This is a genomic window from Shinella sp. (assembly GCF_035998705.1).
Classification (GTDB): Bacteria; Pseudomonadota; Alphaproteobacteria; order Rhizobiales; family Rhizobiaceae; genus Shinella.
This window is the reverse complement of record NZ_DASYHH010000019.1, coordinates 68,207-91,404: the sequence shown is the minus strand read 5'-3', so window position 1 is coordinate 91,404 and position 23,198 is coordinate 68,207. Positions and strand designations below refer to the sequence as shown.

General features: G+C 64.8%; 25 protein-coding genes. 3 read left to right on the top strand and 22 right to left on the bottom strand.

Annotation, left to right across the window (positions count from 1 at the left end; translation table 11 throughout):
- Positions 1-57: 57 nt before the first annotated feature.
- The 17 genes from lpdA to sdhC form a co-directional block, all read right to left on the bottom strand.
- Complete coding sequence (gene lpdA / locus VGN93_RS14855; RefSeq protein WP_327508057.1) at positions 58-1,464, bottom strand: dihydrolipoyl dehydrogenase; 1,407 nt, start codon at positions 1,462-1,464, stop codon at positions 58-60.
- A 23-nt stretch (positions 1,465-1,487) separates the two neighbouring features.
- Positions 1,488-2,240: an SDR family oxidoreductase gene (locus tag VGN93_RS14850; RefSeq protein ID WP_256119420.1), complete on the bottom strand. Its 753-nt coding sequence runs from the start codon at positions 2,238-2,240 to the stop codon at positions 1,488-1,490.
- Positions 2,237-2,728, bottom strand: a complete 492-nt coding sequence (locus VGN93_RS14845; RefSeq protein ID WP_327508056.1) for a hypothetical protein — start codon at positions 2,726-2,728, stop codon at positions 2,237-2,239. Before VGN93_RS14845 ends, VGN93_RS14850 begins: the two co-directional genes overlap by 4 nt.
- A gap of 3 nt (positions 2,729-2,731) precedes the next feature.
- Positions 2,732-3,376, bottom strand: a complete 645-nt coding sequence (locus VGN93_RS14840; RefSeq protein WP_327508055.1) for a LysE family translocator — start codon at positions 3,374-3,376, stop codon at positions 2,732-2,734.
- Between the two features lie 14 nt (positions 3,377-3,390).
- Positions 3,391-3,804, bottom strand: a complete 414-nt coding sequence (locus VGN93_RS14835; RefSeq protein WP_327508054.1) for an MAPEG family protein — start codon at positions 3,802-3,804, stop codon at positions 3,391-3,393.
- A 12-nt stretch (positions 3,805-3,816) separates the two neighbouring features.
- Positions 3,817-5,049, bottom strand: coding sequence for a 2-oxoglutarate dehydrogenase complex dihydrolipoyllysine-residue succinyltransferase (odhB, locus tag VGN93_RS14830; protein ID WP_327508053.1), 1,233 nt, complete (start codon positions 5,047-5,049; stop codon positions 3,817-3,819).
- Positions 5,050-5,098: 49 nt separating this feature from the next.
- Positions 5,099-8,095: a 2-oxoglutarate dehydrogenase E1 component gene (locus tag VGN93_RS14825; RefSeq protein ID WP_327508052.1), complete on the bottom strand. Its 2,997-nt coding sequence runs from the start codon at positions 8,093-8,095 to the stop codon at positions 5,099-5,101.
- 147 nt (positions 8,096-8,242) lie between these two features.
- On the bottom strand, positions 8,243-9,145 hold the full coding sequence (gene sucD, locus VGN93_RS14820) for a succinate--CoA ligase subunit alpha (protein WP_327508051.1): 903 nt from the start codon (positions 9,143-9,145) through the stop codon (positions 8,243-8,245).
- 8 nt (positions 9,146-9,153) lie between these two features.
- Positions 9,154-9,525, bottom strand: a complete 372-nt coding sequence (locus VGN93_RS14815) for a cupin domain-containing protein (protein ID WP_319315765.1) — start codon at positions 9,523-9,525, stop codon at positions 9,154-9,156.
- Between the two features lie 4 nt (positions 9,526-9,529).
- Positions 9,530-10,723, bottom strand: coding sequence for an ADP-forming succinate--CoA ligase subunit beta (sucC, locus tag VGN93_RS14810; RefSeq protein WP_327508050.1), 1,194 nt, complete (start codon positions 10,721-10,723; stop codon positions 9,530-9,532).
- A 16-nt stretch (positions 10,724-10,739) separates the two neighbouring features.
- Positions 10,740-11,702, bottom strand: coding sequence for a malate dehydrogenase (gene mdh, locus VGN93_RS14805; RefSeq protein WP_069060766.1), 963 nt, complete (start codon positions 11,700-11,702; stop codon positions 10,740-10,742).
- A 165-nt stretch (positions 11,703-11,867) separates the two neighbouring features.
- Positions 11,868-13,061, bottom strand: coding sequence for a cell division protein ZapE (gene zapE, locus VGN93_RS14800; RefSeq protein ID WP_327508049.1), 1,194 nt, complete (start codon positions 13,059-13,061; stop codon positions 11,868-11,870).
- 36 nt (positions 13,062-13,097) lie between these two features.
- Positions 13,098-13,634 (bottom strand): protease inhibitor Inh/omp19 family protein, encoded by a 537-nt coding sequence (locus tag VGN93_RS14795; RefSeq protein ID WP_319315754.1) that lies wholly within the window; start codon positions 13,632-13,634, stop codon positions 13,098-13,100.
- A gap of 141 nt (positions 13,635-13,775) precedes the next feature.
- Positions 13,776-14,555, bottom strand: coding sequence for a succinate dehydrogenase iron-sulfur subunit (locus VGN93_RS14790; protein WP_256119430.1), 780 nt, complete (start codon positions 14,553-14,555; stop codon positions 13,776-13,778).
- Positions 14,556-14,573: 18 nt separating this feature from the next.
- A complete protein-coding gene (gene sdhA, locus VGN93_RS14785; protein ID WP_319315749.1) occupies positions 14,574-16,415 on the bottom strand; it encodes a succinate dehydrogenase flavoprotein subunit in 1,842 nt (613 codons plus the stop codon).
- Between the two features lie 6 nt (positions 16,416-16,421).
- On the bottom strand, positions 16,422-16,802 hold the full coding sequence (gene sdhD / locus VGN93_RS14780; RefSeq protein WP_327508048.1) for a succinate dehydrogenase, hydrophobic membrane anchor protein: 381 nt from the start codon (positions 16,800-16,802) through the stop codon (positions 16,422-16,424).
- A gap of 10 nt (positions 16,803-16,812) precedes the next feature.
- Positions 16,813-17,205 (bottom strand): succinate dehydrogenase, cytochrome b556 subunit, encoded by a 393-nt coding sequence (gene sdhC, locus VGN93_RS14775; RefSeq protein ID WP_327508047.1) that lies wholly within the window; start codon positions 17,203-17,205, stop codon positions 16,813-16,815.
- Positions 17,206-17,506: 301 nt separating this feature from the next.
- Here sdhC and VGN93_RS14770 point away from each other — a divergent pair, with 301 nt between their 5' ends.
- Positions 17,507-17,953, top strand: a complete 447-nt coding sequence (locus VGN93_RS14770) for a hypothetical protein (RefSeq protein WP_319315742.1) — start codon at positions 17,507-17,509, stop codon at positions 17,951-17,953.
- On the opposite strand, the gene VGN93_RS14765 is transcribed toward VGN93_RS14770, so the two are convergent.
- Genes VGN93_RS14765 through tsaD form a run of 5 tightly spaced genes read right to left on the bottom strand, consistent with a single transcriptional unit; the run spans position 17,950 to position 21,426 of the window.
- The gene (locus VGN93_RS14765; RefSeq protein ID WP_327508046.1) at positions 17,950-18,597 is read right to left on the bottom strand and encodes a methyltransferase; all 648 of its coding nucleotides are present in this window, start codon (positions 18,595-18,597) and stop codon (positions 17,950-17,952) included. The genes VGN93_RS14770 and VGN93_RS14765 overlap by 4 nt on opposite strands.
- A gap of 4 nt (positions 18,598-18,601) precedes the next feature.
- On the bottom strand, positions 18,602-19,033 hold the full coding sequence (locus VGN93_RS14760) for an EVE domain-containing protein (protein WP_327508045.1): 432 nt from the start codon (positions 19,031-19,033) through the stop codon (positions 18,602-18,604).
- 5 nt (positions 19,034-19,038) lie between these two features.
- Entirely contained in the window at positions 19,039-19,332 is a 294-nt protein-coding gene (locus tag VGN93_RS14755; RefSeq protein ID WP_327508044.1) for a YciI-like protein, read from the bottom strand.
- Positions 19,333-19,348: 16 nt separating this feature from the next.
- Positions 19,349-20,335 (bottom strand): NAD(P)H-dependent glycerol-3-phosphate dehydrogenase, encoded by a 987-nt coding sequence (locus VGN93_RS14750; RefSeq protein WP_327508043.1) that lies wholly within the window; start codon positions 20,333-20,335, stop codon positions 19,349-19,351.
- The gene (gene tsaD / locus VGN93_RS14745; protein ID WP_327508042.1) at positions 20,332-21,426 is read right to left on the bottom strand and encodes a tRNA (adenosine(37)-N6)-threonylcarbamoyltransferase complex transferase subunit TsaD; all 1,095 of its coding nucleotides are present in this window, start codon (positions 21,424-21,426) and stop codon (positions 20,332-20,334) included. Before tsaD ends, VGN93_RS14750 begins: the two co-directional genes overlap by 4 nt.
- A gap of 73 nt (positions 21,427-21,499) precedes the next feature.
- Here tsaD and hemC point away from each other — a divergent pair, with 73 nt between their 5' ends.
- Positions 21,500-22,429, top strand: a complete 930-nt coding sequence (gene hemC, locus VGN93_RS14740) for a hydroxymethylbilane synthase (protein WP_327508041.1) — start codon at positions 21,500-21,502, stop codon at positions 22,427-22,429.
- Between the two features lie 3 nt (positions 22,430-22,432).
- Entirely contained in the window at positions 22,433-23,158 is a 726-nt protein-coding gene (locus VGN93_RS14735; RefSeq protein WP_327508040.1) for a uroporphyrinogen-III synthase, read from the top strand.
- Positions 23,159-23,198: the final 40 nt, after the last annotated feature.

The following is a 23,198-nucleotide window of genomic DNA, read 5'->3' as shown; positions in this document are numbered from 1 at the left end:
GAGGAGGACAGGCGGCCGGTTGTCGCAGCCGCCCACCCCTGTCGCATATGATGCGGATCACATATGGATCGGCTTGAAGAAGGTCGCGAGTGCGGCCTCCTTGACGGCTTCCGACATGGTCGGGTGCGCGTGGCAGGTGCGGCCGAGGTCTTCGGACGAGCCGCCGAATTCCATCAGCACGGCCGCCTCGTGGATCATCTCGCCGGCGCCGAAGCCGACGATGTGCACGCCGAGAACACGGTCGGTCTCCTTGTCGGCGAGAACCTTCACGAAACCGTCCGTCGCCAGCATGGCACGGGCGCGGCCGTTGGCGGTGAAGGGGAACTTGCCGGCCTTGTAGGCGACGCCCGCAGCCTTCAGCTCCTCCTCGGTCTTGCCGACGGAGGCGACTTCCGGCTGGGTATAGACGACGCCGGGGATGACGTCATAGTTCACATGGCCGGCCTGGCCGGCGAGGATTTCGGCGACGGCGACGCCCTCGTCTTCCGCCTTGTGGGCCAGCATCGGGCCGCGCACGACGTCGCCGAGCGCATAGATGCCGGCAACGTTGGTCTGGAAGTGCTTGTCGATCTCGACACGGCCGCGACTGTCGAGCGCGACGCCGGCTTCCTTGAGGCCGAGACCTTCGGTATAGGGCTTGCGGCCCGTGGCGATCAGCACGACGTCGGCGTCGATGGTGGTGGCGTCGCCGCCCTTGACCGGCTCGAAGGTCACCTTGGCGCCCGAACCCGCCTTTTCAACGCCGGTCACCTTGGCGCCGAGCTTGAAGTCGATGCCCTGCTTGGCCAGCATGCGCTGGAACTGCTTGGAGACCTCGCCGTCCATGCCGCCGAGGATGGTGTCGAGATATTCGACGACGGTCACTTTGGCGCCGAGGCGCGCCCAGACCGAACCGAGCTCGAGGCCGATGACGCCGCCGCCGACGACGATGAGATGGCCCGGCACCTTGTCGAGCGCGATGCCACCCGTCGAGGAGACGATGATCTTCTCGTCAATCTCGACCTGCACACCCGGAATGCCGGCGACGTCGGAACCCGTGGCGATCACGATGTTCTTCGTTTCGAGAACCTGCTCCTCGCCCTTGTCATTGGTGACCGAGACCTTGCCCGCGCCCAGCACCTTGCCGGTGCCCTGGATGCCGTCGATCTTGTTCTTCTTGAAGAGGAAGGCGACGCCGTCGACATTCGACTTCACGGTCGCATCCTTGTGCGCCATCATCTTCGGCAGGTTGAGCGTCGGCTTCACGCCGTCGATGCCGAGCGCTTCCATGCCATGGCCGGCCTGATGGAAGACCTCGGAAGCGTGCAGCAACGCCTTCGACGGGATGCAGCCGACATTGAGGCAGGTGCCGCCATAGGTCTGACGCTTCTCGACGACCGCGACTTTCAGGCCGAGCTGGGCCGCCTTGATGGCGCAGACATAGCCGCCGGGGCCGGAACCGATAACGATGAGATCATATGCCATGACAAGTCCTTCCTGCGCGGGGCCTAGCGGCCGCCGCTGACGTTGAGGGCGGCACCCGTGACGTAGGATGCCGCATCGGAGAGAAGATAGAGAATGGAATGGGCGACTTCATCGGCCGTGCCCGGCCGCTGCATGGGGATGAGCGACGCCATGTCGCGCGCCCGGTCCGGCAGGCCGCCGGAAGCGTGGATGTCGGTGTCGATGATGCCGGGGCGCACGAGATTGACGCGCACGCCCTCCGTCGCGACCTCGCGGGCAAGCCCGATGGTAAAACTTTCGATCGCGCCCTTGCTGGCGGCATAGTCGACATATTGCCCGGCGGAACCGAGCTGCGCCGCCACCGATGAGATATTGACGATCGAGCCGCCCTTGCCGCCATGGCGCGTCGACATGCGCCGCACGGCTTCCTGCGCACAGCGGATCGAGCCCATCACATTGACCGCGAACATGCGCTCCAGCCGCTCGGCGGACATTTCGTCGACGCGCTGCGGCAGGGCGACGATGCCCGCATTGTTCACCAGCCCTTCGAGCCGGCCGAACGTGCCATCGATGGTGGAAAAGATATTGGCGAGGCCAAGCTCACTGCCGACATCGCCCTGAACGGGGATCGCCGAACCGCCCATGGCGTGGATATCGGCGACCACGGCCTCGGCGGCTTCGAGGTTCGAAACGTAATTCACCGCGACCTGCCAGCCGGCGGCACCCGCCATGCGGCAGACGCTGGCGCCGATGCCGCGGCTGCCGCCGGTGACGAGAAGAACGGGGGCTTCAGTCATGCGGCGCATCCTTTCAGCTTGAGCACATCCCACGGTGCGACCTTGGCCCTGCCCTCGTCCCACAGCGTCGAGTAACGCACGGACGGGCCGAAGCCGGCGAGCAGCAGCGTTTCGGCCGCCTTGGCGCCCTCGGCGGGCAGCAGGTCCGCACCGCCGGCGCCATCGAGCGTGTAGACCACGCCTTCCCAGACGGTGCAGGCGGCGATCTCTTCGCCGGTCACGTCGCCCTCCGGGCAATTGTGCATGACCATGCCGTTCGAGCGGGCGGGATCGTCACCGGGCATGACGATGCCGTCCAGCACCGTGCCGCTGGAGAGCACCTTCACCTTGAAATGATGGCTGGTCGCGGCAGCACTCGAGCCGACCGGCTCGAAGATCAGCTCATAGCCCCCGTCGCGATCCGCATAGATCGCGCGATCCTGACGGCACTCCGCCGCGCAGGCGGCGGTCGCGGCGAAAAGTCCGGCGACGACGAGGGCGGTGCGCATGGTTCAGTGGGCCTTTTCCGTCGCGAGCTTGATGCCGAGCGCGATGAAGACGAGACCGCTGGCGCGATCGATCCACTGGCTCATGCGCGAGAAGGCGGCCCGCATCTTCGGCGTCGTCATGAACAGTGAGACGCCGACGAACCAGGCGATAAGGCAGGAGGCCATGACGAGGCCGTAGCCGAACTTGACGGCGATCGGCGTGTGGGCGCTGACGACCGTCGAGAAGATCGACAGGAAGAAGAACACCGGCTTGGGGTTCAGCGCATTGGCAAGAAAACCGAGGCCGAAGGCGCGCAGCGCCGACTGCTCGCCCTTGCCGTCCTCGTCGCCCTTCACCGCCTCCACGGACATGTCCGTCTTGCCGGCGCGCAGCGCCTTGATGCCGATATAGATGAGATAGGCGACGCCGCACCACTTCACGATGTTGAAGAGGTAGATCGACTGGGAAATGATGATGCCGAGGCCGAGGATCGTGTAGGTGACGTGGAACATCAGCGACGTGCCGACGCCGAAGGACGTGATGATCGCCGCGCGGCGGCCATGCACGATCGACTGGCGCATGACCATGGCAAGGTCGGCACCCGGCGAAACGATGGCGAAGGAGAAGATCGCCATCAGCGAGGCGAGTTCCAGGAAATAGCTGCTCATGGGATACCTGCCTCCTAGAAGATGACCACGCCCGCCATGACCGCGAGACCCGCCAGCGCGACGAGCCAGACGATCGAACGGATATAGGGAATGCCTGCCAGATAGAGCGGAAGATAGACGAGCCGGGCGACGAACCACAGCCAGGCGCCGGCCAGCCCCCAGCCCGCCGGATCACCCGCAATGGCAAGCGCCAGGGCGAGGGCGACGAAGCCGGGATAGGTTTCCCGGAAATTGGCCGACGCGCGGCCGGCGCGGCCGGCAAGCCTGCCTGTCGGCTCCCGTCCGCCATCCCGCGGGCCGGCATTCCAGGCGGAACCGAGTTCGCGCGTGGAAAGCACGCCCTGGAGCCCGATATGGAAGACGAGCAGCGCCACGCTCAATGCCAGAAGCACGAGCATGGGCGAAGACGCTGACGCTGCCGCCTCCATGACCATCCCCTCTTAGAGATCGAGAACGAGGCGTTCCGGATCTTCCAGGCTGTCCTTGACGCGGACGAGGAAGGTGACCGCTTCCTTGCCGTCGACCATGCGGTGATCGTAGGAAAGGGCGAGATACATCATCGGACGGATGACGATCTGGCCGCCGACGACGACCGGGCGCTCCTGGATCTTGTGCATGCCGAGGATGCCGGACTGCGGGGCATTCAGGATCGGCGAGGACATCAGCGAGCCATAGACGCCGCCGTTCGAGATGGTGAACGTGCCGCCCTGCATGTCGGCCATGGACAGTGCGCCGTCACGGGCGAGCTTGCCGAGGCGGCCGATGTCCTTTTCGATTTCGGCGATCGACATCTGGTCGGCATCGCGCACGACCGGAACCACGAGGCCCTTGTCGGTGCCGACGGCGACGCCGATATGGCAGTAGTTCTTGTAGATGATGTCCGTGCCGTCGATCTCGGCGTTGACCGCGGGAAGTTCCTTCAGCGCGTGCGTCACGGCCTTGGTGAAGAAGCCCATGAAGCCGAGCTTCACGCCGTGCTTCTTCTCGAAGAGGTCCTTGTAGCGGTTTCGCAGGTCCATCACGGCCGACATATCCACCTCGTTATAGGTGGTGAGCATGGCGGCGGTGTTCTGCGCGTCCTTGAGGCGCTTGGCGATGGTCTGGCGCAGGCGCGTCATCTTCACGCGCTCTTCGCGCGGCGCATCGGCTTCGGAGGAGGCCGCGCGGGCGACGACCTTGACCGGCTCGGCGGCAGCGGCCGGCGTCGAAACGCCCTTGGCGACGGCGGCGAGCACGTCACCCTTCAGCACCTGGCCACGCTTGCCCGAACCATCGACCTGATCGGCGGAGATGTTGTTCTCAGCAAGCAGCTTGGCGGCCGACGGTGCGGCCGGCATGGAAGAGGCGGCCGCGGCGGGCGTGGCTTCGGCAGCCGGGGCGGCCGCAACCTTCTCGACCTTCTCGGCGGCGGCAGGCGCGCTCGCACCGGCGGAACCGCTCGCAGAAATCTGGCCGAGCAGGCCGCCCGGCTCGACCGTGTCGCCGGCATTCGCGACGATTTCGGACAGGACGCCGGCGGCCGGTGCCGGCACTTCGATCGTCACCTTGTCGGTTTCGAGCTCACAGAGCGGCTCGTCGGCCTTGATGACGTCGCCGACCTTCTTGAACCAGGTGCCGACGGTCGCTTCGCTGACGGATTCTCCCAAAGTCGGGACGCGGATTTCGGTAGCCATGAGTGTTTTCCGTTCGTGATTCTTCGTGGTTACTGGATAGCCGGACGGATCAACCGCCCAGCGCGTCCTCTAGGAAGGCGGCGAGCTGCGCGAGGTGCTTCGACATCAGGCCCGTTGCGGGCGACGCGGCGGCCGGACGGCCGGTGTAGCGCACGCGCTGGTACTTGGCGTCGATATGGGCGAGCACCCATTCGAGATAGGGGTCGATGAAGGACCAGCCACCCATGTTCTTGGGCTCTTCCTGGCACCACACCATCTCGGCGTTGCGGAAACGCGACAGCTCGTTGATCAGAGCCTTAGCCGGGAACGGGTAGAGCTGTTCCAGACGCAGCAGGTAGACGTCGTCGATGCCGCGCTTTTCGCGCTCTTCCAGAAGGTCGTAATAGACCTTGCCCGAGCACATCACGACGCGGCGGATCTTCGCGTCCTTCTGCAGCTTGATCGGGCCGTCCTTGATGACCTCCGCGTCGTCCCAGAGCAGGCGGTGGAACGAGCTTTCGCCCGCCATTTCCGACAGCGAGGAGACGGCGCGCTTGTGGCGCAGCAGCGACTTCGGCGTCATCATGATCAGCGGCTTGCGGAAGTCGCGCTTCACCTGGCGGCGCAGGATGTGGAAGTAGTTCGCCGGCGTCGTGACGTTGGCGACCTGCATGTTGTCCTCGGCGCACATCTGCAGCCAGCGCTCGAGGCGGGCCGACGAGTGTTCCGGACCCTGGCCTTCATAGCCGTGCGGCAACAGGCAGACGAGGCCCGACATGCGCAGCCACTTGCGTTCGCCCGACGAGATGAACTGGTCGAAGACGACCTGCGCACCGTTGGCGAAGTCGCCGAACTGGGCTTCCCACAGCGTCAGCGCATTCGGGCGGGCGAGCGAATAGCCATATTCGAAGCCGAGCACGGCCTCTTCCGAGAGCATCGAGTTGATGACCTCGTAGCGCGCCTGCGCGGGTGCGAGGTTGGCGAGCGGGATGTAGCGGTCTTCGGTCTCCTGATCGTAGAGCACCGAGTGGCGCTGCGAGAAGGTGCCGCGTTCGCAATCCTGGCCGGAAAGACGGATCTTCGTGCCCTCGACGCAGAGCGTGCCGAAGGCCAGCGCCTCGCCCATCGCCCAGTCGATGCCCTCGCCCGTCTCGACCATCTGCATGCGGTTGTCCATGAACCGCTGAATGGTCTTGTGGGCCTTGAAACCGTCCGGGATCGTCGAGATCTTGCGGCCGATTTCCTTGAGCTGCTTCATCGGCACGGAGGTCTTGCCGCGGCGCTGTTCGTCCTGATTGTCGGCCGAGCGCAGGCCCGACCACACACCGTCCAGCCAGTCGGCCTTGTTCGGCTTGTAGGACTGGCCGGCCTCGAATTCCTGTTCGAGGCTGGCGCGCCAGTCGGCCTTCATCTTCTCGAATTCGCCTTCGCTGATCACGCCCTCCGCAATCAGGCGCGCACCATAGATGTTGACCACGGTCTTGTGGGCGCGGATCGCCTTGTACATCTTCGGCTGGGTGAACGACGGCTCGTCGCCCTCGTTGTGGCCGAAGCGGCGGTAGCAGAACATGTCGATGACGACCGGCTTGTGGAACTTCATCCGGAATTCGGTCGCGATCTTCGCGGCGTAGGTCACTGCTTCCGGATCGTCGCCGTTGATGTGGAAGATCGGCGCTTCGATCATCTTCGCCACATCCGACGGATAGGGCGAGGAGCGCGAGAAGGCCGGATTGGTGGTGAAGCCGATCTGGTTGTTGATGATGACGTGCACGGTGCCGGCGACACGGTGGCCGCGCAGGCCCGACAGGCCGAGGATTTCAGCCGTCACGCCCTGGCCGGCAAAGGCGGCATCGCCGTGCAGCAGCAGCGGCATGACCTGGGCCCGCTCGGACAGCGGTATGATGTCGCCCTCGAAAACCTTCGCCATTTGGTCCTGCTTGGCGCGTGCCTTGCCCATGACGACCGGGTTGACGATCTCGAGATGCGAGGGGTTTGCAGTCAAGGACAGGTGCACCTTGTTGCCGTCGAATTCGCGGTCGGACGACGCGCCGAGGTGGTACTTCACGTCGCCCGAACCTTCGACTTCGTCTGGCGCGTAGGAGCCGCCCTTGAATTCGTGGAAGACGGCGCGGTGGGGCTTGGCCATCACGTTCGTCAGAACGTTGAGGCGGCCGCGATGCGCCATGCCGAGCACGATTTCCTTCAGGCCCAGCTGGCCGCCGCGCTTGATGATCTGCTCGAGCGCCGGGATCAGCGCTTCGCCGCCGTCGAGGCCGAAGCGCTTGGTGCCCTTGTACTTGACGTCGATGAACTGCTCGAAACCCTCAGCCTCGATCAGCTTCTGCAGGATCGCCTTCTTGCCTTCCGGCGTGAAATCGACGCCCTTGTCCGGGCCTTCGATACGTTCCTGGATCCAGCCCTTTTCTTCCGGGTTGGAAATGTGCATGAACTCGACGCCGATCGTCGAGCAATAGGTGCGCTCGAGGATATCGACCATCTCGCGGATCGTCGCGTATTCGAGGCCGAGCACGTTGTCGATGAAGATCTTGCGGTCGAGGTCGGCATCGGTGAAGCCGTAGTTCGACGGCGACAGCTCGTGGTAGTCCTCGACGGGGGCCGCAATGCCGAGCGGGTCGAGCTTGGCATGCAGGTGGCCGCGGGCGCGGTAGGCGCGGATCATCATGATGGCACGCACCGAATCGCGCGTCGCCTGGTTGACGTCGGCCTGGTTGACGGGCGCGCCGGTCTGGACCGCGACGGCTTCCGCTTTGGCCTGCACCTTCTTCTCAAGCACCTTCTCGACGACGCCCCAGTTGCCGTCGAGCGCCGAGACGAGTTCGCCATTGGCCGCGATCGGCCAGTTGGCGCGCTGCCAGGAGGCGCCCTTGGCGGCCTTCACGATGTCGGAGGGTTGATCTTCCAGGGCCTTGAAGAAGGCCTGCCACTCTTCGCCGACGGAAGCGGGGTCCGCCTCATACTTCGCGTAGAGCTGTTCGATATAGGCCGCGTTCGCCCCGTCGAGGAAGGACGTGGCCAGAAATTGTTCGTTGGCGTCTAGTCGTGCCATGGTGTTTCGCGGGCGCCGCGCCCGCCTCCCGAACGATCGTGTTGACCGGGCTTTCCCCGGATTGCCGCCCGCCGCAGGCCTGTCCGCCGCGCGCCGGGAAGAGATGGATCGGCCGGCATTTTCAGCCGGCCCACCAGGTTTGATTTCTCAGCCCTTCAGGACTTCGACCAGCGTCTTGCCGAGGCGGGCCGGCGAGGGCGAAACGCGGATACCCGCGGCTTCCATCGCCGCGATCTTGGATTCCGCGTCACCCTTGCCGCCGGAAACGACGGCGCCGGCATGGCCCATGGTGCGGCCTTTCGGAGCGGTACGGCCCGCGATGAAGCCGGCCATCGGCTTCTTGCGGCCCTTCTTGGCTTCGTCGATGAGGAACTGTGCCGCATCTTCTTCCGCCGAGCCGCCGATTTCGCCGATCATGATGATGGAGGTCGTGGCGTCGTCCGCCAGGAACATCTCCAGCACGTCGATGAATTCGGTGCCCTTGACCGGATCGCCACCGATGCCGACGGCCGTGGTCTGGCCGAGGCCTTCATTGGAGGTCTGGAAGACTGCTTCATAGGTAAGCGTGCCGGAGCGCGAAACAATACCGACCGAACCCTTGCGGAAGATCGAGCCCGGCATGATGCCGATCTTGCATTCTTCCGGCGTCAGGATGCCCGGGCAGTTCGGGCCGAGCAGCCGCGAGGAGGAGCGGTCGAGGCGGGCCTTGACGCGCACCATGTCGGCAACCGGAATGCCTTCGGTGATGCAGGTGATGAAGGGGATTTCCGCATCGATCGCCTCGATGATCGCATCCGCGGCTCCTGCCGGCGGAACGTAGATCACGGAGGCGTCCGCGCCGGTCTTTTCCTTGCCTTCGGCAACCGAGGCGAAGATCGGCAGGCTTTCGCCCTTCGAACCGGTCCAGGTTTCGCCGCCCTTCTTCGGGTGGATGCCGCCGACCATCTGCGTGCCGTAATAGGCAAGCGCCTGTTCGGTGTGGAAGGTCCCGGTCTTGCCGGTCAAGCCCTGAACCAGGATCTTCGTGTCTTTGTTGATAAGAATGGACATGGAGCTTCCTAAAGTCGCTTGAGGTCGGTCACGGTGAGATCGCTCTTGGCGTTCCCGGTGTTGAGGGTTGTCGCCGGCTCGAACATCAGCACGACCGGCTCCGTGGTCAGGGAGCGCGGCCGGTGTTCGACGGCCCGCGGCACGACGATGAAATCGCCTTCGCCAAGCTCGGCGGTGCCATCGCGAAAATCGATGGCGATCCTGCCGCGCAGGACAAGGAAAGCCTCGTCTTCGTTCTCATGCGCGTGCCAGTCGAACATCTCGCCGAATTTGGCGACCTTCGCCTGCGAATCGTTGACGTCGCCTGCGACATGCGGGTCGAAGACCTTGTCGATCAGGCGATCGGCTGCCTCGACGAGATTGATCTTGCGGGGCGGCATCGTCTCAGCCCTTCACCGCAGCGACGATCTTCTTGGCAGCATCGTCCAGATCGTCGGCGGCGGTGATCGCGAGACCCGACTCGTTCAGGATCTTCTTGCCAAGCTCGACATTCGTGCCTTCGAGACGAACGACCAGCGGAACCTTGAGGCCCACTTCCTGCACGGCCGCAACGACGCCTTCAGCGATGACATCGCACTTCATGATGCCGCCGAAGATGTTGACGAGGATGCCCTCGACCTTCGGGTCGGCCGTGATGATCTTGAAGGCCGCCGCGACTTTCTCCTTGCCGGCGCCGCCGCCGACGTCGCAGAAGTTCGCCGGCTCCTTGCCGTAGAGCTTGATGATGTCCATCGTCGCCATGGCGAGACCGGCACCGTTGACCATGCAGCCGATATTGCCGTCGAGCGCCACATAGGCGAGGTCCCACTTGGAAGCCTCGATTTCCTTGGCGTCTTCCTCGGTCTCGTCGCGCAGCGCCTTGATGTCGTCGTGGCGGAACAGCGCGTTGCCGTCGAACGACACCTTGGCGTCGAGAACGCGCATGCGGCCGTTCTTCATGACGATCAGCGGGTTGATCTCCAGGAGGCTCATGTCCTTCTCGACAAAGGCCTTGTAGAGGATCGGGAAGAGCTTTTCGGCGTCGGCCTTGGCTTCGCCTTCGAGCTTCAGGGCCGAGGTGAGCTTCGCCAGGTCGTCGGCGGTCACGCCCGCTTCCGGGTTGATCGCGACGGTGAGGATCTTTTCCGGCGTGTCGTGTGCCACAGCCTCGATGTCCATGCCGCCTTCGGTCGAAACGACGAAGGCAACCTGGCCGACGGAGCGGTCGACGAGCAGCGACAGGTAGAGTTCGCGCTCGATATCGGCGCCGTCCTCGATATAGAGGCGGTTCACCTGCTTGCCGGCGGGGCCGGTCTGCGCGGTGACCAGCGTGTTGCCGAGCATGTCCTTGGCATGGGCCTTGGCCTCCTCGATCGAGAAGGCGAGGCGCACGCCGCCCTTGGCGTCGGGGCCGAGTTCCTTGAACTTGCCCTTGCCGCGGCCGCCGGCGTGGATCTGGCTCTTGACCACGTAGAGCGGGCCGGGAAGCGACTTCGCAGCCGCTTCAGCCTCGTCGGCGGAGAAGATTGCGACGCCCTCGGCAACCGGTGCGCCAAAGCTCTTCAAGAGAGCCTTGCCCTGATATTCATGAATATTCATGGGAATAATCCTGTTCTTACTTCAGCGAAGGCGCAATGTTGATGCAGGCTTCGCAAAGACCCGCGACGGCACCGACCGACTTTTCGAAGGCTTCCTGTTCGGCCTTGTTGAACTCGACCTCGATGATGCGCTCGACACCACCTTCGCCGATGATGGTGGGCACGCCGACATACATGTCCTTCACGCCGTACTGGCCGGAGAGGTAGGCGGCACAGGGCAGGACGCGCTTCTTGTCCTTGAGGAAGGATTCGGCCATCTCGATCGCCGAAGCGGCCGGTGCGTAATAGGCCGAGCCGGTCTTCAAGAGGCCGACGATCTCGGCGCCGCCGTCACGGGTGCGCTGGATGATTTCTTCGAGGCGCTCCTTGGTGACCCAGCCCATCTTGACGAGGTCGGTCAGCGGAATGCCGCCGACGGTCGAGTAGCGGGCGAGCGGCACCATCGTGTCGCCGTGGCCGCCGAGAACGAAGGCGGTGACGTCCTGCACGGAAACCTTGAATTCTTCCGAGAGGAAGAGGCGGAAGCGCGCCGAGTCGAGCACGCCGGCCATGCCGACGACCATGTTCTTCGGCAGGCCGGAAAACTTCTGCAGCGCCCAGACCATCGCGTCGAGCGGGTTGGTGATGCAGATGACGAAGGCGTTCGGCGCGTACTTCTTGATGCCGGCGCCGACCTGTTCCATGACCTTGAGGTTGATGCCGAGCAGGTCGTCGCGGCTCATGCCCGGCTTGCGGGCAACGCCGGCGGTGACGATGCAGACGTCCGCGCCTTCGATGGCGGCGTAGTCGCTGGCACCCGTCAGCGAGGCATTGAAACCTTCGACCGGCGAGGACTGGGCAATGTCGAGGCCCTTGCCCTGCGGAATACCGTCGGCGATGTCGAAGAGGACGATGTCGCCCAGCTCCTTCAGGCCGGCGAGATGCGCCAGCGTGCCACCGATCATTCCAGAACCAATAAGTGCGATCTTCTTGCGGGCCATGAAAGCTTCCTCTTGCTCCGATCAACGGTCCCGAAATGTCGCAATCGCGGGACCTTTCGGCGAAGGGCTTAGACCCCTCCGGTTAAAAATTCAACCAATACTTTTGAGATGAAGTTTTTCAATCGGTTAGATGCAAATTATCTTACGTAAACGTAAGAAATTCCGTCACGCTTTCGTCACGTCGTCGCCATATCGGGCAGTATGATCTGCGAGATATTCCGTGCTGCGGATCTCGATGAGGCGCGAGACCGTGCGGTCGAACTCGAAGCCTTCGGTGCCCTTGCGGGTGACCAGCAGCGCTTCCGGGGCCGCGGCCGCGGAGGCGAACAGCCGGACGCGATGGTCGTAGACCGTATCCACGAGATTGATGAAGCGCTTCGTCTCATTGCGCTTGTCGGCACCGAGAAAGGGAATGTGATCGACGAAAAGCGTGTCGTAGTGCGACAGGATTTCGAGATAATCGGCCGCCGCCAGCGGCCGCTCGCAAAGATCGGCAAAGGAGAAGCGCGCCGCCCGGCCCGCCGCCTGCGGCACCGTTATGCTGCGGCCGCGGAAGGCGATCGTCTCGTTACTGACCGTCTTGCCCGCCACCTCGCGCCGCCAGGCCGCTTCCATCGCCATGTCGGCTTCGGGGCCGAGCGGATAGCGGAAGACCGGCAGGCCGCTGTCCTTCTCCAGCCGGTAATCGGTCAGCGAATCCAGCGGCACGATCTCGACATACTGTTTCAGGAGATCGACGAAGGGCAGGAAGAGGCCGCGATTGAGGCCGTCCTTGTAGAGATTGTCCGGCTCGACATTGGACGTCGCCACCAGGATGCAGCCGCGCTGGAACAGCTCGCTAAAAAGCCGCGACAGGATCATCGCATCGGCGATGTCCGTCACCGAGAACTCGTCGAAGCAGAGAAGCCGCGCCTCCTCGATCAGGCTTTCGGCCACCGGCGGCACGGGATCGGCCTGCTTCGTCTCGCCGGCCTTCAGCTTCTGGCGGTGCTTGTGGATGCGGTCGTGCACATCGGCCATGAATTCATGGAAATGCGCCCGGCGCTTGCGCTTGATCCGCGCCTGCTCGAAGAACATGTCCATCAGCATGGTCTTGCCGCGCCCGACCCCGCCGTAGAGGTAGAGGCCCTTGGGGGCGCTGACGGTTTCGGGCTTGCGGGAGGCGAAGAGCCAGCCGAGCGCGCTGGACTTGCGCGCCGGGCGCTGGGCATGCAGGTCGCGCAGCAGCCGGTCGAACCGCGCCGCCATCGCCTTCTGCGCCGGATCGGCCTTCAATTCACCGCTCGTGACAAGGGCCTGCAACCGATCCGAGACGCCGTGGTTCGGATGTGTCGACCCGCTGTCCCAGTCCTTGCCCATGGGCGGAGGCTACCGTTTCGTGTCGGAGGACAAGGATCAGCGCGAGAGGCTGACGGGCTGGCCCGAATTGGTCGAACCGTCGAAGCGCGCATCCGCCGACTTGTAGAGGCGGGCAATCGCATTGCCGGCGCGGTCCTTCAGCACGACCTGCTTGCCGGCCACTTCCCAGGAACCCATTGCCGTCAGTTCACCGGCGCAACCGCGCGTGCCGCCGCGCGAACCGCTGCCGAGATTGGTGAGTGTCAGGAACATGTCGCAGGAGGACGGGCCGCTTGCCACGCGCCAGTTGCCGACCATGGATTCCTTGGTGACGTCGAGCGCCGTCGCCGCTGCCGCATCGCCCGTGCCGGTGCCGGTCGCCATCGCCGTATCGGTCGTCGGCTTTTCCGGGAACTGCGAGGTGTCGGTCGTCGGATCGGGAAGCTGGCTTGAGGAAACGGTGCCGACGGGTGCCGCTTCCAGCGGCGTGATGTTCCGCTGCGTGTTCACGCTGTCCATCGACGAGGAGGTCCGCTGGCACCCGGCCAGAGCAAGCGCCATCATCAGCCCGCCTGCCACATGTACAATCCGCATGTCGATACTCCCGATATCTGCCCGATACTGCTGCCATGCAGCAATTTCCGCCGAATTAACGTGAATCGCCCGTACGAATCAAGATGAAACGGCCCGATTGATCGGGCCGTCTTTCACGTTTCGTGAACGGTCGGTCATATATCAGAGCCGACGCTCGACCATCATCTTCTTGATCTCGCCGATTGCCTTGGCCGGATTAAGGCCTTTCGGGCAGGCCTGGGCGCAATTCATGATCGTATGGCAGCGATAAAGGCGGAAGGGATCTTCCAGATTGTCGAGGCGCTCGCCGGTGGCTTCGTCGCGGCTGTCGATCAGCCAGCGATAGGCCTGGAGGAGCACGGCGGGGCCGAGATAGCGGTCGCCGTTCCACCAGTAGCTCGGACAGGAGGTCGAGCAGCAGGCGCACAGGATGCACTCGTAGAGGCCGTCGAGCTTGAGACGGTCCTCATGGCTCTGCTTCCATTCCTTGGCGGGCGCCGGCGACACGGTCTTCAGCCAGGGCTCGATCGAGCGGTGCTGGGCGTAGAAGTTGGTGAGGTCCGGAATGAGATCCTTGACCACAGGCATATGCGGCAGCGGATAGACCTTCACCGTGCCCTTCACCTCGTCCATGCCCTTGGTGCAGGCGAGCGTGTTGGTGCCGTCGATGTTCATGGCGCAGGAGCCGCAGATGCCTTCGCGGCAGGAGCGGCGCAGCGTCAGCGTCGGGTCGATCTTGTTCTTGATGTAGAGCAGCGCGTCCAGCACCATCGGGCCGCAATCGTCGACGTCGATGTAGAACGTGTCGATCGACGGGTTCTTCCCGTCGTCCGGGTTCCAGCGGTAGATGCGGAACTCGCGGGTGTTCGTGGCACCGTCCGGCTTCGGCCAGACCTTGCCTTCGGTCATCTGCGAGTTTTTCGGGAGAGCGAGTTCAACCATGTCCTGTTCTCCTCGGGATCAGTAGACGCGGGCCTTGGGCTCGATCTTCTTGGGATCGATCCCGTCCGCGATGAGGTCGGTGTGCACCGGGCGATAGTCGAGCGTCACGTCGCCCGCCTCGTTCACCCAGGACAGCGTGTGCTTGCGCCAGTTGACGTCGTCGCGGCCGCCGAAGGGGCCGTCGACATAGTCCTCGCGGGCATGCGAGCCGCGGCTTTCCTTGCGGGCCTCGGCACCGTAGACGGTCGTGATGGCGTTCGCCATCAGGTTTTCCAGCTCCAGCGTCTCGACGAGGTCGGAATTCCAGATCATCGAGCGGTCGGTGACCTTGATGTCCGGCATTTCCTTCCAGATCGCCGTCATGCGCTTGCAGCCGCTTTCCAGCGATTCCTGGGTGCGGAACACGGCGGCGTCGTCCTGCATGGTGCGCTGCATCTTGTCGCGCAGGATCGCCGTCGGCGTGCCGCCATTGGCGTTCCTGAGGCGATCGAAGCGGTCCATGATCTTGTCACAGGCGGCGATGTCCAGCGGCGGAATGGCGCCGGCACGGTCGATCACCTGGCCGGCGCGGATGGCCGCGGCCCTGCCGAACACCACGAGGTCGATCAGCGAGTTGGAGCCGAGACGGTTGGCGCCGTGCACCGAGGCACAGCCGGCCTCGCCGACAGCCATCAGGCCGGGGGCGATGCGCTCCGGGTTCTCGCTGTTGGCGTTCAGCACCTCGCCCCAATAGTTCGTCGGCACGCCGCCCATATTGTAATGCACGGTCGGCAAAACCGGGATCGGCTCGCGCGTCACGTCGACGCCGGCAAAGATCTTCGCGCTCTCGGAAATGCCGGGCAGGCGCTCGTGCAGCACGGCCGGATCGAGATGGTCGAGATGCAGGAAGATATGGTCCTTGTTCTTGCCGACGCCGCGGCCTTCGCGGATTTCCATCGTCATGCAGCGCGAGACGACGTCGCGGGACGCCAGATCCTTCGCCGACGGCGCATAACGCTCCATGAAGCGCTCGCCCTCGGAATTGACGAGATAACCGCCTTCGCCACGCGCGCCCTCGGTGATGAGGCAGCCCGCACCATAGATGCCGGTCGGGTGGAACTGGACGAATTCCATGTCCTGCAACGGCAGGCCGGCACGCGCGATCATGCCGCCGCCGTCGCCCGTGCAGGTATGTGCCGAAGTGGCGGAGAAATAGGCGCGACCGTAGCCACCGGTCGCCAGAACCACCATCTTGGCGGCAAAGCGATGGATCGTGCCGTCGTCGAGGTTCCAGGCGACGACGCCGGTGCAGCGGCCATCGGGCGCCATGATCAGGTCGAGCGCGAAATATTCGATGAAGAATTCCGCATTGTGCTTGAGCGACTGGCCGTAGAGCGTGTGCAGGATGGCGTGGCCGGTGCGGTCGGCGGCGGCACAGGTGCGCTGCACCGGCGGGCCTTCGCCGTAATTCTGCATGTGGCCGCCGAACGGCCGCTGGTAGATCTTGCCCTCTTCGTTGCGCGAGAAGGGCACGCCATAATGCTCAAGCTCATAGACCGCCTTCGGCGCTTCCATGGCGAGATACTGCATGGCATCGACGTCGCCGAGCCAGTCCGAACCCTTGACGGTGTCGTAGAGGTGCCACTGCCAACTATCCGGCGTCATGTTCTGCAGCGAGGCCGCGATGCCGCCCTGGGCGGCGACGGTGTGCGAGCGCGTCGGGAAAACCTTGGTGATGCAGGCCGTCTTGAGGCCCTGTTCGGCCATGCCGAGCGTGGCGCGCAGACCCGCGCCGCCGGCGCCGACGACGATCACGTCGAAGGAATGGTCCACATAGGTATAGGCCTTGCCGTTGGCCGCCGGGGAGGAGTTCGCTGCCATGATGGATTATCCTGCAAAGGCGATTTTGAGGACGGCGAAAAGACAGAGCCCGCCGACCAGGATCGCGAAGAAGGTGTTGAGCATGAGAAGGCCGATCTTGATGCCTTCCGCATGCACGTAGTCCTCGATGATGACCTGCATGCCGAGCTTCATGTGGATGAGGCCGGAGACGACGACAAGGCCCATGAGGACGGCGACGATCGGGTTCGAAAGCGCCGCCGTCACTTCGCCGTAGGAGGCGCCGTTGTAGCAGATGAGGAAACCGATGAAGAAGAGGATGAGCGGAACGTTGGCGACCGCCGTCAGGCGCTGGCGCCAGAAATGCTCCGTGCCGTCCTTTGCCGAGCCGAGGCCGCGAACCTTGCCGAGGGGCGTGCGCATGTCCATGGGGCTCTCCTCAGCGGACCAGATAGCCGACGACCCAGATCAGCACCGTCAGGGCGACGGCGACGATCGGGGTTGCGATGGCGAGTTTGGTGGAAAAGTTCTTCTCGTAACCATGGCCCATGTCCCACATGAAGTGGCGCAGGCCTCCCAGCATGTGCTGCATCAGCGCCCAGGTATAGCCGAACAGCACGAGGCGGCCGATCAGCGAGCCGAAGAGCCAGTTGGCCCAGTCGAAATAAGCTTCGCCGGAGGCGGCCGCGATCAGCCAGAAGGCGACGAGCACGGTCCCGAAGTAAAGTGCGGCACCGGTTATGCGATGCACGATGGACATGACCATCGTCGGAATAGGCTTGTAGACTTGGAGATGCGGCGAGAGTGGCCGGCTTCGAGTGACATTCGCCATCTGAACCTCACGGAACCCCGGAGAGCCAAAAACTGGACAAATTTTCTCCGGAATTGCAGTATGTTGTGCACAATGTAGTGATTGCGACGTTTAATCACCAGCGTGCGGAACCACAAGCCTCATTGCAGTGCAAAATGAATTTAATCGATTAGACGGCGCGTCTGAAATTGCGCCATTTTGGGACGCATTTCCAGCGTTAACGATATCGACGAAATTCATAACCAAATCCGTGACTTTTGCCCCTGCCTGCGCCATCTTGCCGTTAAGGATCTGTTAAGCGTAATCCGGAAGGCAGGACAGAATGACTCTGTTTTCAGCGCCCCATGCGACCAAAGTGCTCGTGCTTGCGGTCGCGCTCGTGGCAGGCGGCATGACGACCGCAAAGGCCGGCGACGGCAATTTCAACTCGGGCTGGTCGAACGGCAACGTCAACGGCTACATGGTGACGCGCCGCGACCGGCATGGCCGCGACGGCTTCCGCCAGCGTGATCGCCGGTCATTCGACGATCGCCGCACCGAGCGGCACCGTGACCGCCATTGGCGCAACAAGGACCGGAATTTCTACGGCGGTAGCGTCGCGGCCTACAACGATCCCGGCAACGGCATCTATTTCTACTTCGACGGCGATTCCTATCCGCGCGTCATCGAGCGACCCTTCGCCGAACGCCGCGGTCCGAAGGTCATCGACGTCATTCCGGGCCTGAGCGCCTGTTCCTGGGAATCCGGCGTCTGCGTCGTCCGGCCCTAGGCGAGGAAACGCCAGACCGTGGTTTTCTTGACTTCGCTGTCCTCCAGCGCCCGCGTCACCGGCACCGTATAGGTGGCGAGCGCTTCCATGCGTTCACGCGGGCAATAGGCGCGGCCGGGATCGCCGACGAGCACGGTAGCGCCGCGGGCGGCAAGCGCTGAAAACCACGGGATCAGCACATCGGCAAAGCCGCGGTCGTAGAAGACATCGCCGGCGAGCACGACGTCCCAGCCCTCGTCCCGGCCGATCATGTTTTCGACGGTATAGCCCAGCGCGACGCCGTTGAGCGCGGCATTCAGCCGGATCGCGGTCTCGCTCCAGGGATCGATATCCGCCGCCAGCACGCTCGACGCGCCGGAAAGACGCGCGGCGATGCCGACGAGGCCGGAGCCGCTGGCAAAATCGAGCACCGACTTGCCGGCGACCAATGCGGAATGATCGAGCACATGGCGCGCCAGACCCTGCCCGCCGGCCCAGGCGAAGGCCCAGAACGGCGGCGGCAGGCCGATCGCCTCCAGCTCCTCCTCCGTCTTCAACCACAGGTCATGCGCCTCGGTGGCGAGCCTCAGCGTCACCTCCGGCACATGCGGCGGCGACAGCACGCCGGTATTGTCGCGGATGAAGACTTCGGGGTCCGTCTTCACGAAATCAGCGCGGCGGCTTGGAAAGGCCGCCCATGCGGCAGACCTCGATCCACTCCTCCTCGGTCACCGGCTGCACCGAAAGGCGCATGGAGGTGACGAGCGCCATGTTGGAGAGTTTCGGATTGGCCTTGATGGCCTTGAGCGTCACCGGCTTCGGCATGTCCTGCACCGCGCGGATATCGACGCAGTCCCAGCGCGGATCCTCGCCGGCCGTCGAATCGGGGTGCGACAGGGCGCAGACCTCGGTGAAGCCGACGATCTCCAGCCCCTCGTTGGAGTGGTAGAAAAAGCCCTTGTCGCCGATCTTCATCGCCCGCATGTGGTTGCGCGCCAGATAGTTCCGCACGCCGGTCCATTCGGTGCCCGCGGCGCCCGCGTCCTTCTGCATCTGCCACGACCATTTGAAGGGTTCGGACTTGTAGAGCCAGTATGCCATGCGTCTCAGGCCTCCGGATTGTTGAAGACCCAGTTCCAGGCCTTCACCTCGACGGAGGCGAAGAGGCCCGCCTTGGCATAGGGGTCGTTGTCGGCGATCTGCCGCGCATCCTCGATGGTCTCGGCCTTGACCACGACGAGGCTGCCGGTCGGCTTGCCGTCCTCGCCCAGGAACGGGCCGGCAAAGGCGAGCTTGCCGCTCGCATTGAGCTCGTTCAGGTAGGCGACGTGTTCCGGGCGCGTATCGAGGCGCACCTGGAGCGCGCCGGGCTTGTCTGCGCAGATGAATGCGAAAAGCATGAAACGATCCTTCCTTCTATTCCTGGGTGATCGGGCGCGTCATCAGCTGCCCGATGGCGGTCTTCACGTCGAGCGTGCCGTCGATGATGCGGGCGACCGCGTCGGTGATCGGCATGTCGATGCCCTTGTCCGCGGCAACGCCGGAAGCGACGGAGGCGGCGAAGGCGCCTTCGACGAGATCGCCCGACCAGCCGGCGGCTGTGCCATGACGGCCGAGCGCGATGCCGAAGCGCAGGTTGCGCGACTGGTGGCTGGTGCCGGTGAGCACGAGGTCGCCAAGGCCGGAAAGCCCGGTCACCGTGCCACCCTCCCCGCCATGCGCCGCGACGAAACGCGACAGTTCCGCAAGTCCGCGCGAAATCAACGCCGCGCGCGCCGAATCGCCGAGCCCCGCGCCTTCGACGATGCCGCAGGCGATCGCCAGCACGTTCTTCAACGCGCCGCCGAGCTGCACGCCGATCCGGTCGGTCGAGGGATAGAGCCGGAAGGTCGGCCCGGACAGCGCATGCGCCAGCGTCGCGCCGATCTCCGCGATGCGCGCGGCAACGACCATCGCCGTCGGCAGGCCCCTGGCGATATCTGCGGCAAAACCGGGACCGGAGAGCACCGCGATCTCGCGGCCGGGCAGTTCCTCTTCCAGCACCTCGGTCAGGAGGCGGCCGGTGCCCTTCTCCATGCCCTTGGCGCAGATGACGACCGCCGTGCCGGCTGCCAGCAGATGGGCAAAGGCCCGCGCCGCCTCGCGCTGTGCCTGCGACGGCATGGCGAAGAGCACGATGCCGGCGCCGCGAACCGCCTCGACATCCGCACTGAAGGCGAGTGCGGGCGGCAGGTCGATGCCCGGCAGAACCTTTTCGTTGCGCCGCGAGGCGCGGATGGCCTCGACGGCCTCTAAATTGCGGCCGATCAGCGTGACATCGCCGCCGCTCGCCGCAGCGACGCTCGCCAGCGCCGTGCCGAAGGCGCCGGCGCCGATGACGGCGATCTTCGGGCTCGAACTCATGCCTTGGCTCCCCGCTTGCCGGAACCGAGCATCGTCGCCGCCTCGCGGTCGAGCGGCCAGCGCGAGCGCGGCGCGACGGCAAGGTCATCCGGCGCGAAACCGGCCGCCATGCGCTCCAGCCCCGCCCAGGCGATCATCGCGGCATTGTCGGTGCAGAGCGCTAAGGGCGGCGCGATGAAACGGAATTTGTTTTTGTCGCAGAGCGCCTGCAAGGTCGCGCGCAGCTCGGCATTCGCCGCCACACCGCCGGCCACGACCAGCGCCGGCGTCTCGACAGTCGGATGGAGCGTGCGGAACCGTTCCAGCCCGCGACCGATGCGATCCTTCAGCGTGCGCGACACGGCGCGCTGGAAGGAGGCGCAGATATCCGCGATATCCTGCTCGGTGACGGGCTCGATCGACTGCGCCGCCTGGCGCACCGCGGTCTTCAGCCCGGAAAACGAGAAATCGAGCCGCGCCTCGCCGACGAGCGGCCGCGGGAAGGTGAAACGTTCCGGATTGCCGGTCTTCGCCATGCGCTCTACCGCCGGCCCGCCGGGATAGGGCAGGCCGAGCAGCTTGGCCGTCTTGTCGAAGGCCTCGCCCAGCGCGTCGTCGATCGTCGTGCCCCAGCGCTCGTAATCATCGACGCCGCGCACCAGCACGAGCTGGGTATGGCCGCCGGAGACGAGCAGCATGAGATAGGGAAAGGCGAGCCCGTCCGTCAGCCGCGCCGTCAGCGCATGGCCTTCCAGATGGTTGACCGCATAGAGCGGCTTGCCCGTCGCCCGCGCGATCGCCTTGCCCGTCATCAGCCCGACGATGAGCCCGCCGATCAGCCCCGGCCCGCTCGTCGCGGCAATCGCATCGACATCCTTCAGCGACCGGCCGGAGCGCAGGAGCGCCTCGGAAATCAGGCTGTCGAGCGCTTCCACATGGGCACGCGCCGCGATTTCCGGCACCACGCCGCCATAGGCGCTGTGCTCTTCCAATTGGCTCAGCACCACCTCGCCGAGGATTTCGCCCCTGCCATCCGCATCGCGCAGCACGACGGCCGCGGCGGTCTCGTCGCAGCTCGTTTCGATGCCGAGAATGGTCAATTGGGACGACATGAAGCACTAGGATTGATTGCGGGCGGCTTTAAAGCCGGTTACGAGACATCCCGGTAACAACGGATCAAGGCGGATGCAAACAAAACCTTTCAGGATCGGCACGCGCGGCAGCCCGCTGGCGCTCGCCCAGGCCCACGAGACCCGCGCACGCCTGATGGCCGCCCACGGCCTGCCGGAAGAGATGTTCGAGATCGTCGTGCTCTCGACGAAGGGCGACCGCATCACCGACCGCTCGCTGGCGCTGATCGGCGGCAAGGGCCTGTTCACGGAAGAGATCGAGGCGCAGCTGTCCTCCGGCGAGCTGGATTTCGCCGTGCACTCCTCCAAGGACATGCCGACGAAGCTGCCGGACGGCCTCTACCTCTCCGCCTTCCTGCCCCGCGAGGACATGCGCGACGCCTTCATCGGCCGTTCCGCCGCCCGCCTTCTCGATTTACCGCTGGGCGCTACCGTGGGCTCGGCGTCGCTGCGGCGCCAGGCGCTCATCAAGCGTCTGCGGCCGGACCTCAATGTCATCGTCTTCCGCGGCCAGGTCGAGACCCGTCTGGCCAAGCTCGCCGAAGGCCAGGCGGATGCGACGCTGCTCGCCTATGCCGGCCTGAAGCGGCTCGGCAGGCTCGACGTACCGACGGAAATTCTCGACCCCGTGTCCTTCCCGCCCGCCCCGGCCCAGGGCGCGATCGGCATCGAAAGCCGTATCGGCGATGCGCGCATCGATGCGCTGCTGTCGGCCATCGACGACCGGCCGACCCGCGCCGCCGTCTCCTGCGAGCGCGGCTTCCTCGGCACGCTCGACGGCTCCTGTCGCACGCCGATCGCCGGTTACGCGACCGTCGAGGGCGAGCATCTCCAGTTCCGCGGCATGATTCTCACGCCCGACGGCAGCCAGTTCCATGAAACCGAAACGAGCGGCCCGGTGGGTGATGCCGAGCGGCTCGGCGCAGCGGCGGGGCAGGCTATCCGCGACAAGGCGGGAGCGGATTTCTTCGAAAGCTGGGGCTGATCCGTGCGCGTTCTCGTTCTTCGCCCGGAGCCCGCGGCCACCCGCACGGCGCGCAAACTCGTGGCCCTGGGGCACGAGACGGCCCTGTTGCCGCTGTCCAAGCCTGAACATGACATCGACGCGGTGAAGGCAGCACTTGCCGAGCGCCATTCGGCCATCGCCATCACCAGCGCGGAAGTGGCGCGCCTGTTCGGCACAATCGGCGAAGACCTCGACCGCCACCTGCTGACGACCATCTTTTCCGTCGGCCAGGCCTCGGCCCAGGCCGCGCAAGAGGCGGGCTTCCGCACCGTGCTCACCCCCGGCGGCGACGGCAAAGACCTCGCGGATATGATCGTCACGCATTGCCGCGATTTCGGCATGCCCGCCGAGCCGATCCTCTATCTCGCCGGCATCCCCCGCGCCCGCAGCTTCGAAAGCCGGCTGACGGAAGCGGGCATCCCGTTCCGCACCGTGGAAGCCTACCGCATGGTGCCGATCATCCCCAGGCGCACGGCGACGGAGACAGCCCTGCTGCGCCCGGTGCCGGATGCCGTGCTGTTCTATTCGCGGGAGAGTGCCCGCGCCTTCTTCGAATTGTCGCCGCTCGCCGAAATCCCGGAACGTTTCCTCTCGACGCTGATGCTCTGCATGAGCGCAAATGTCGCAAAGGCCGTGCCGCAGCGCTTCGCGGCGCTGACGGTCGTCGCCTCCTCGCCCAACGAGGAAAGCCTGCTCGACCTGCTATAGCCGCAAGTGCCGGCGGATGAATCTGCCACCGGGGTCTTTC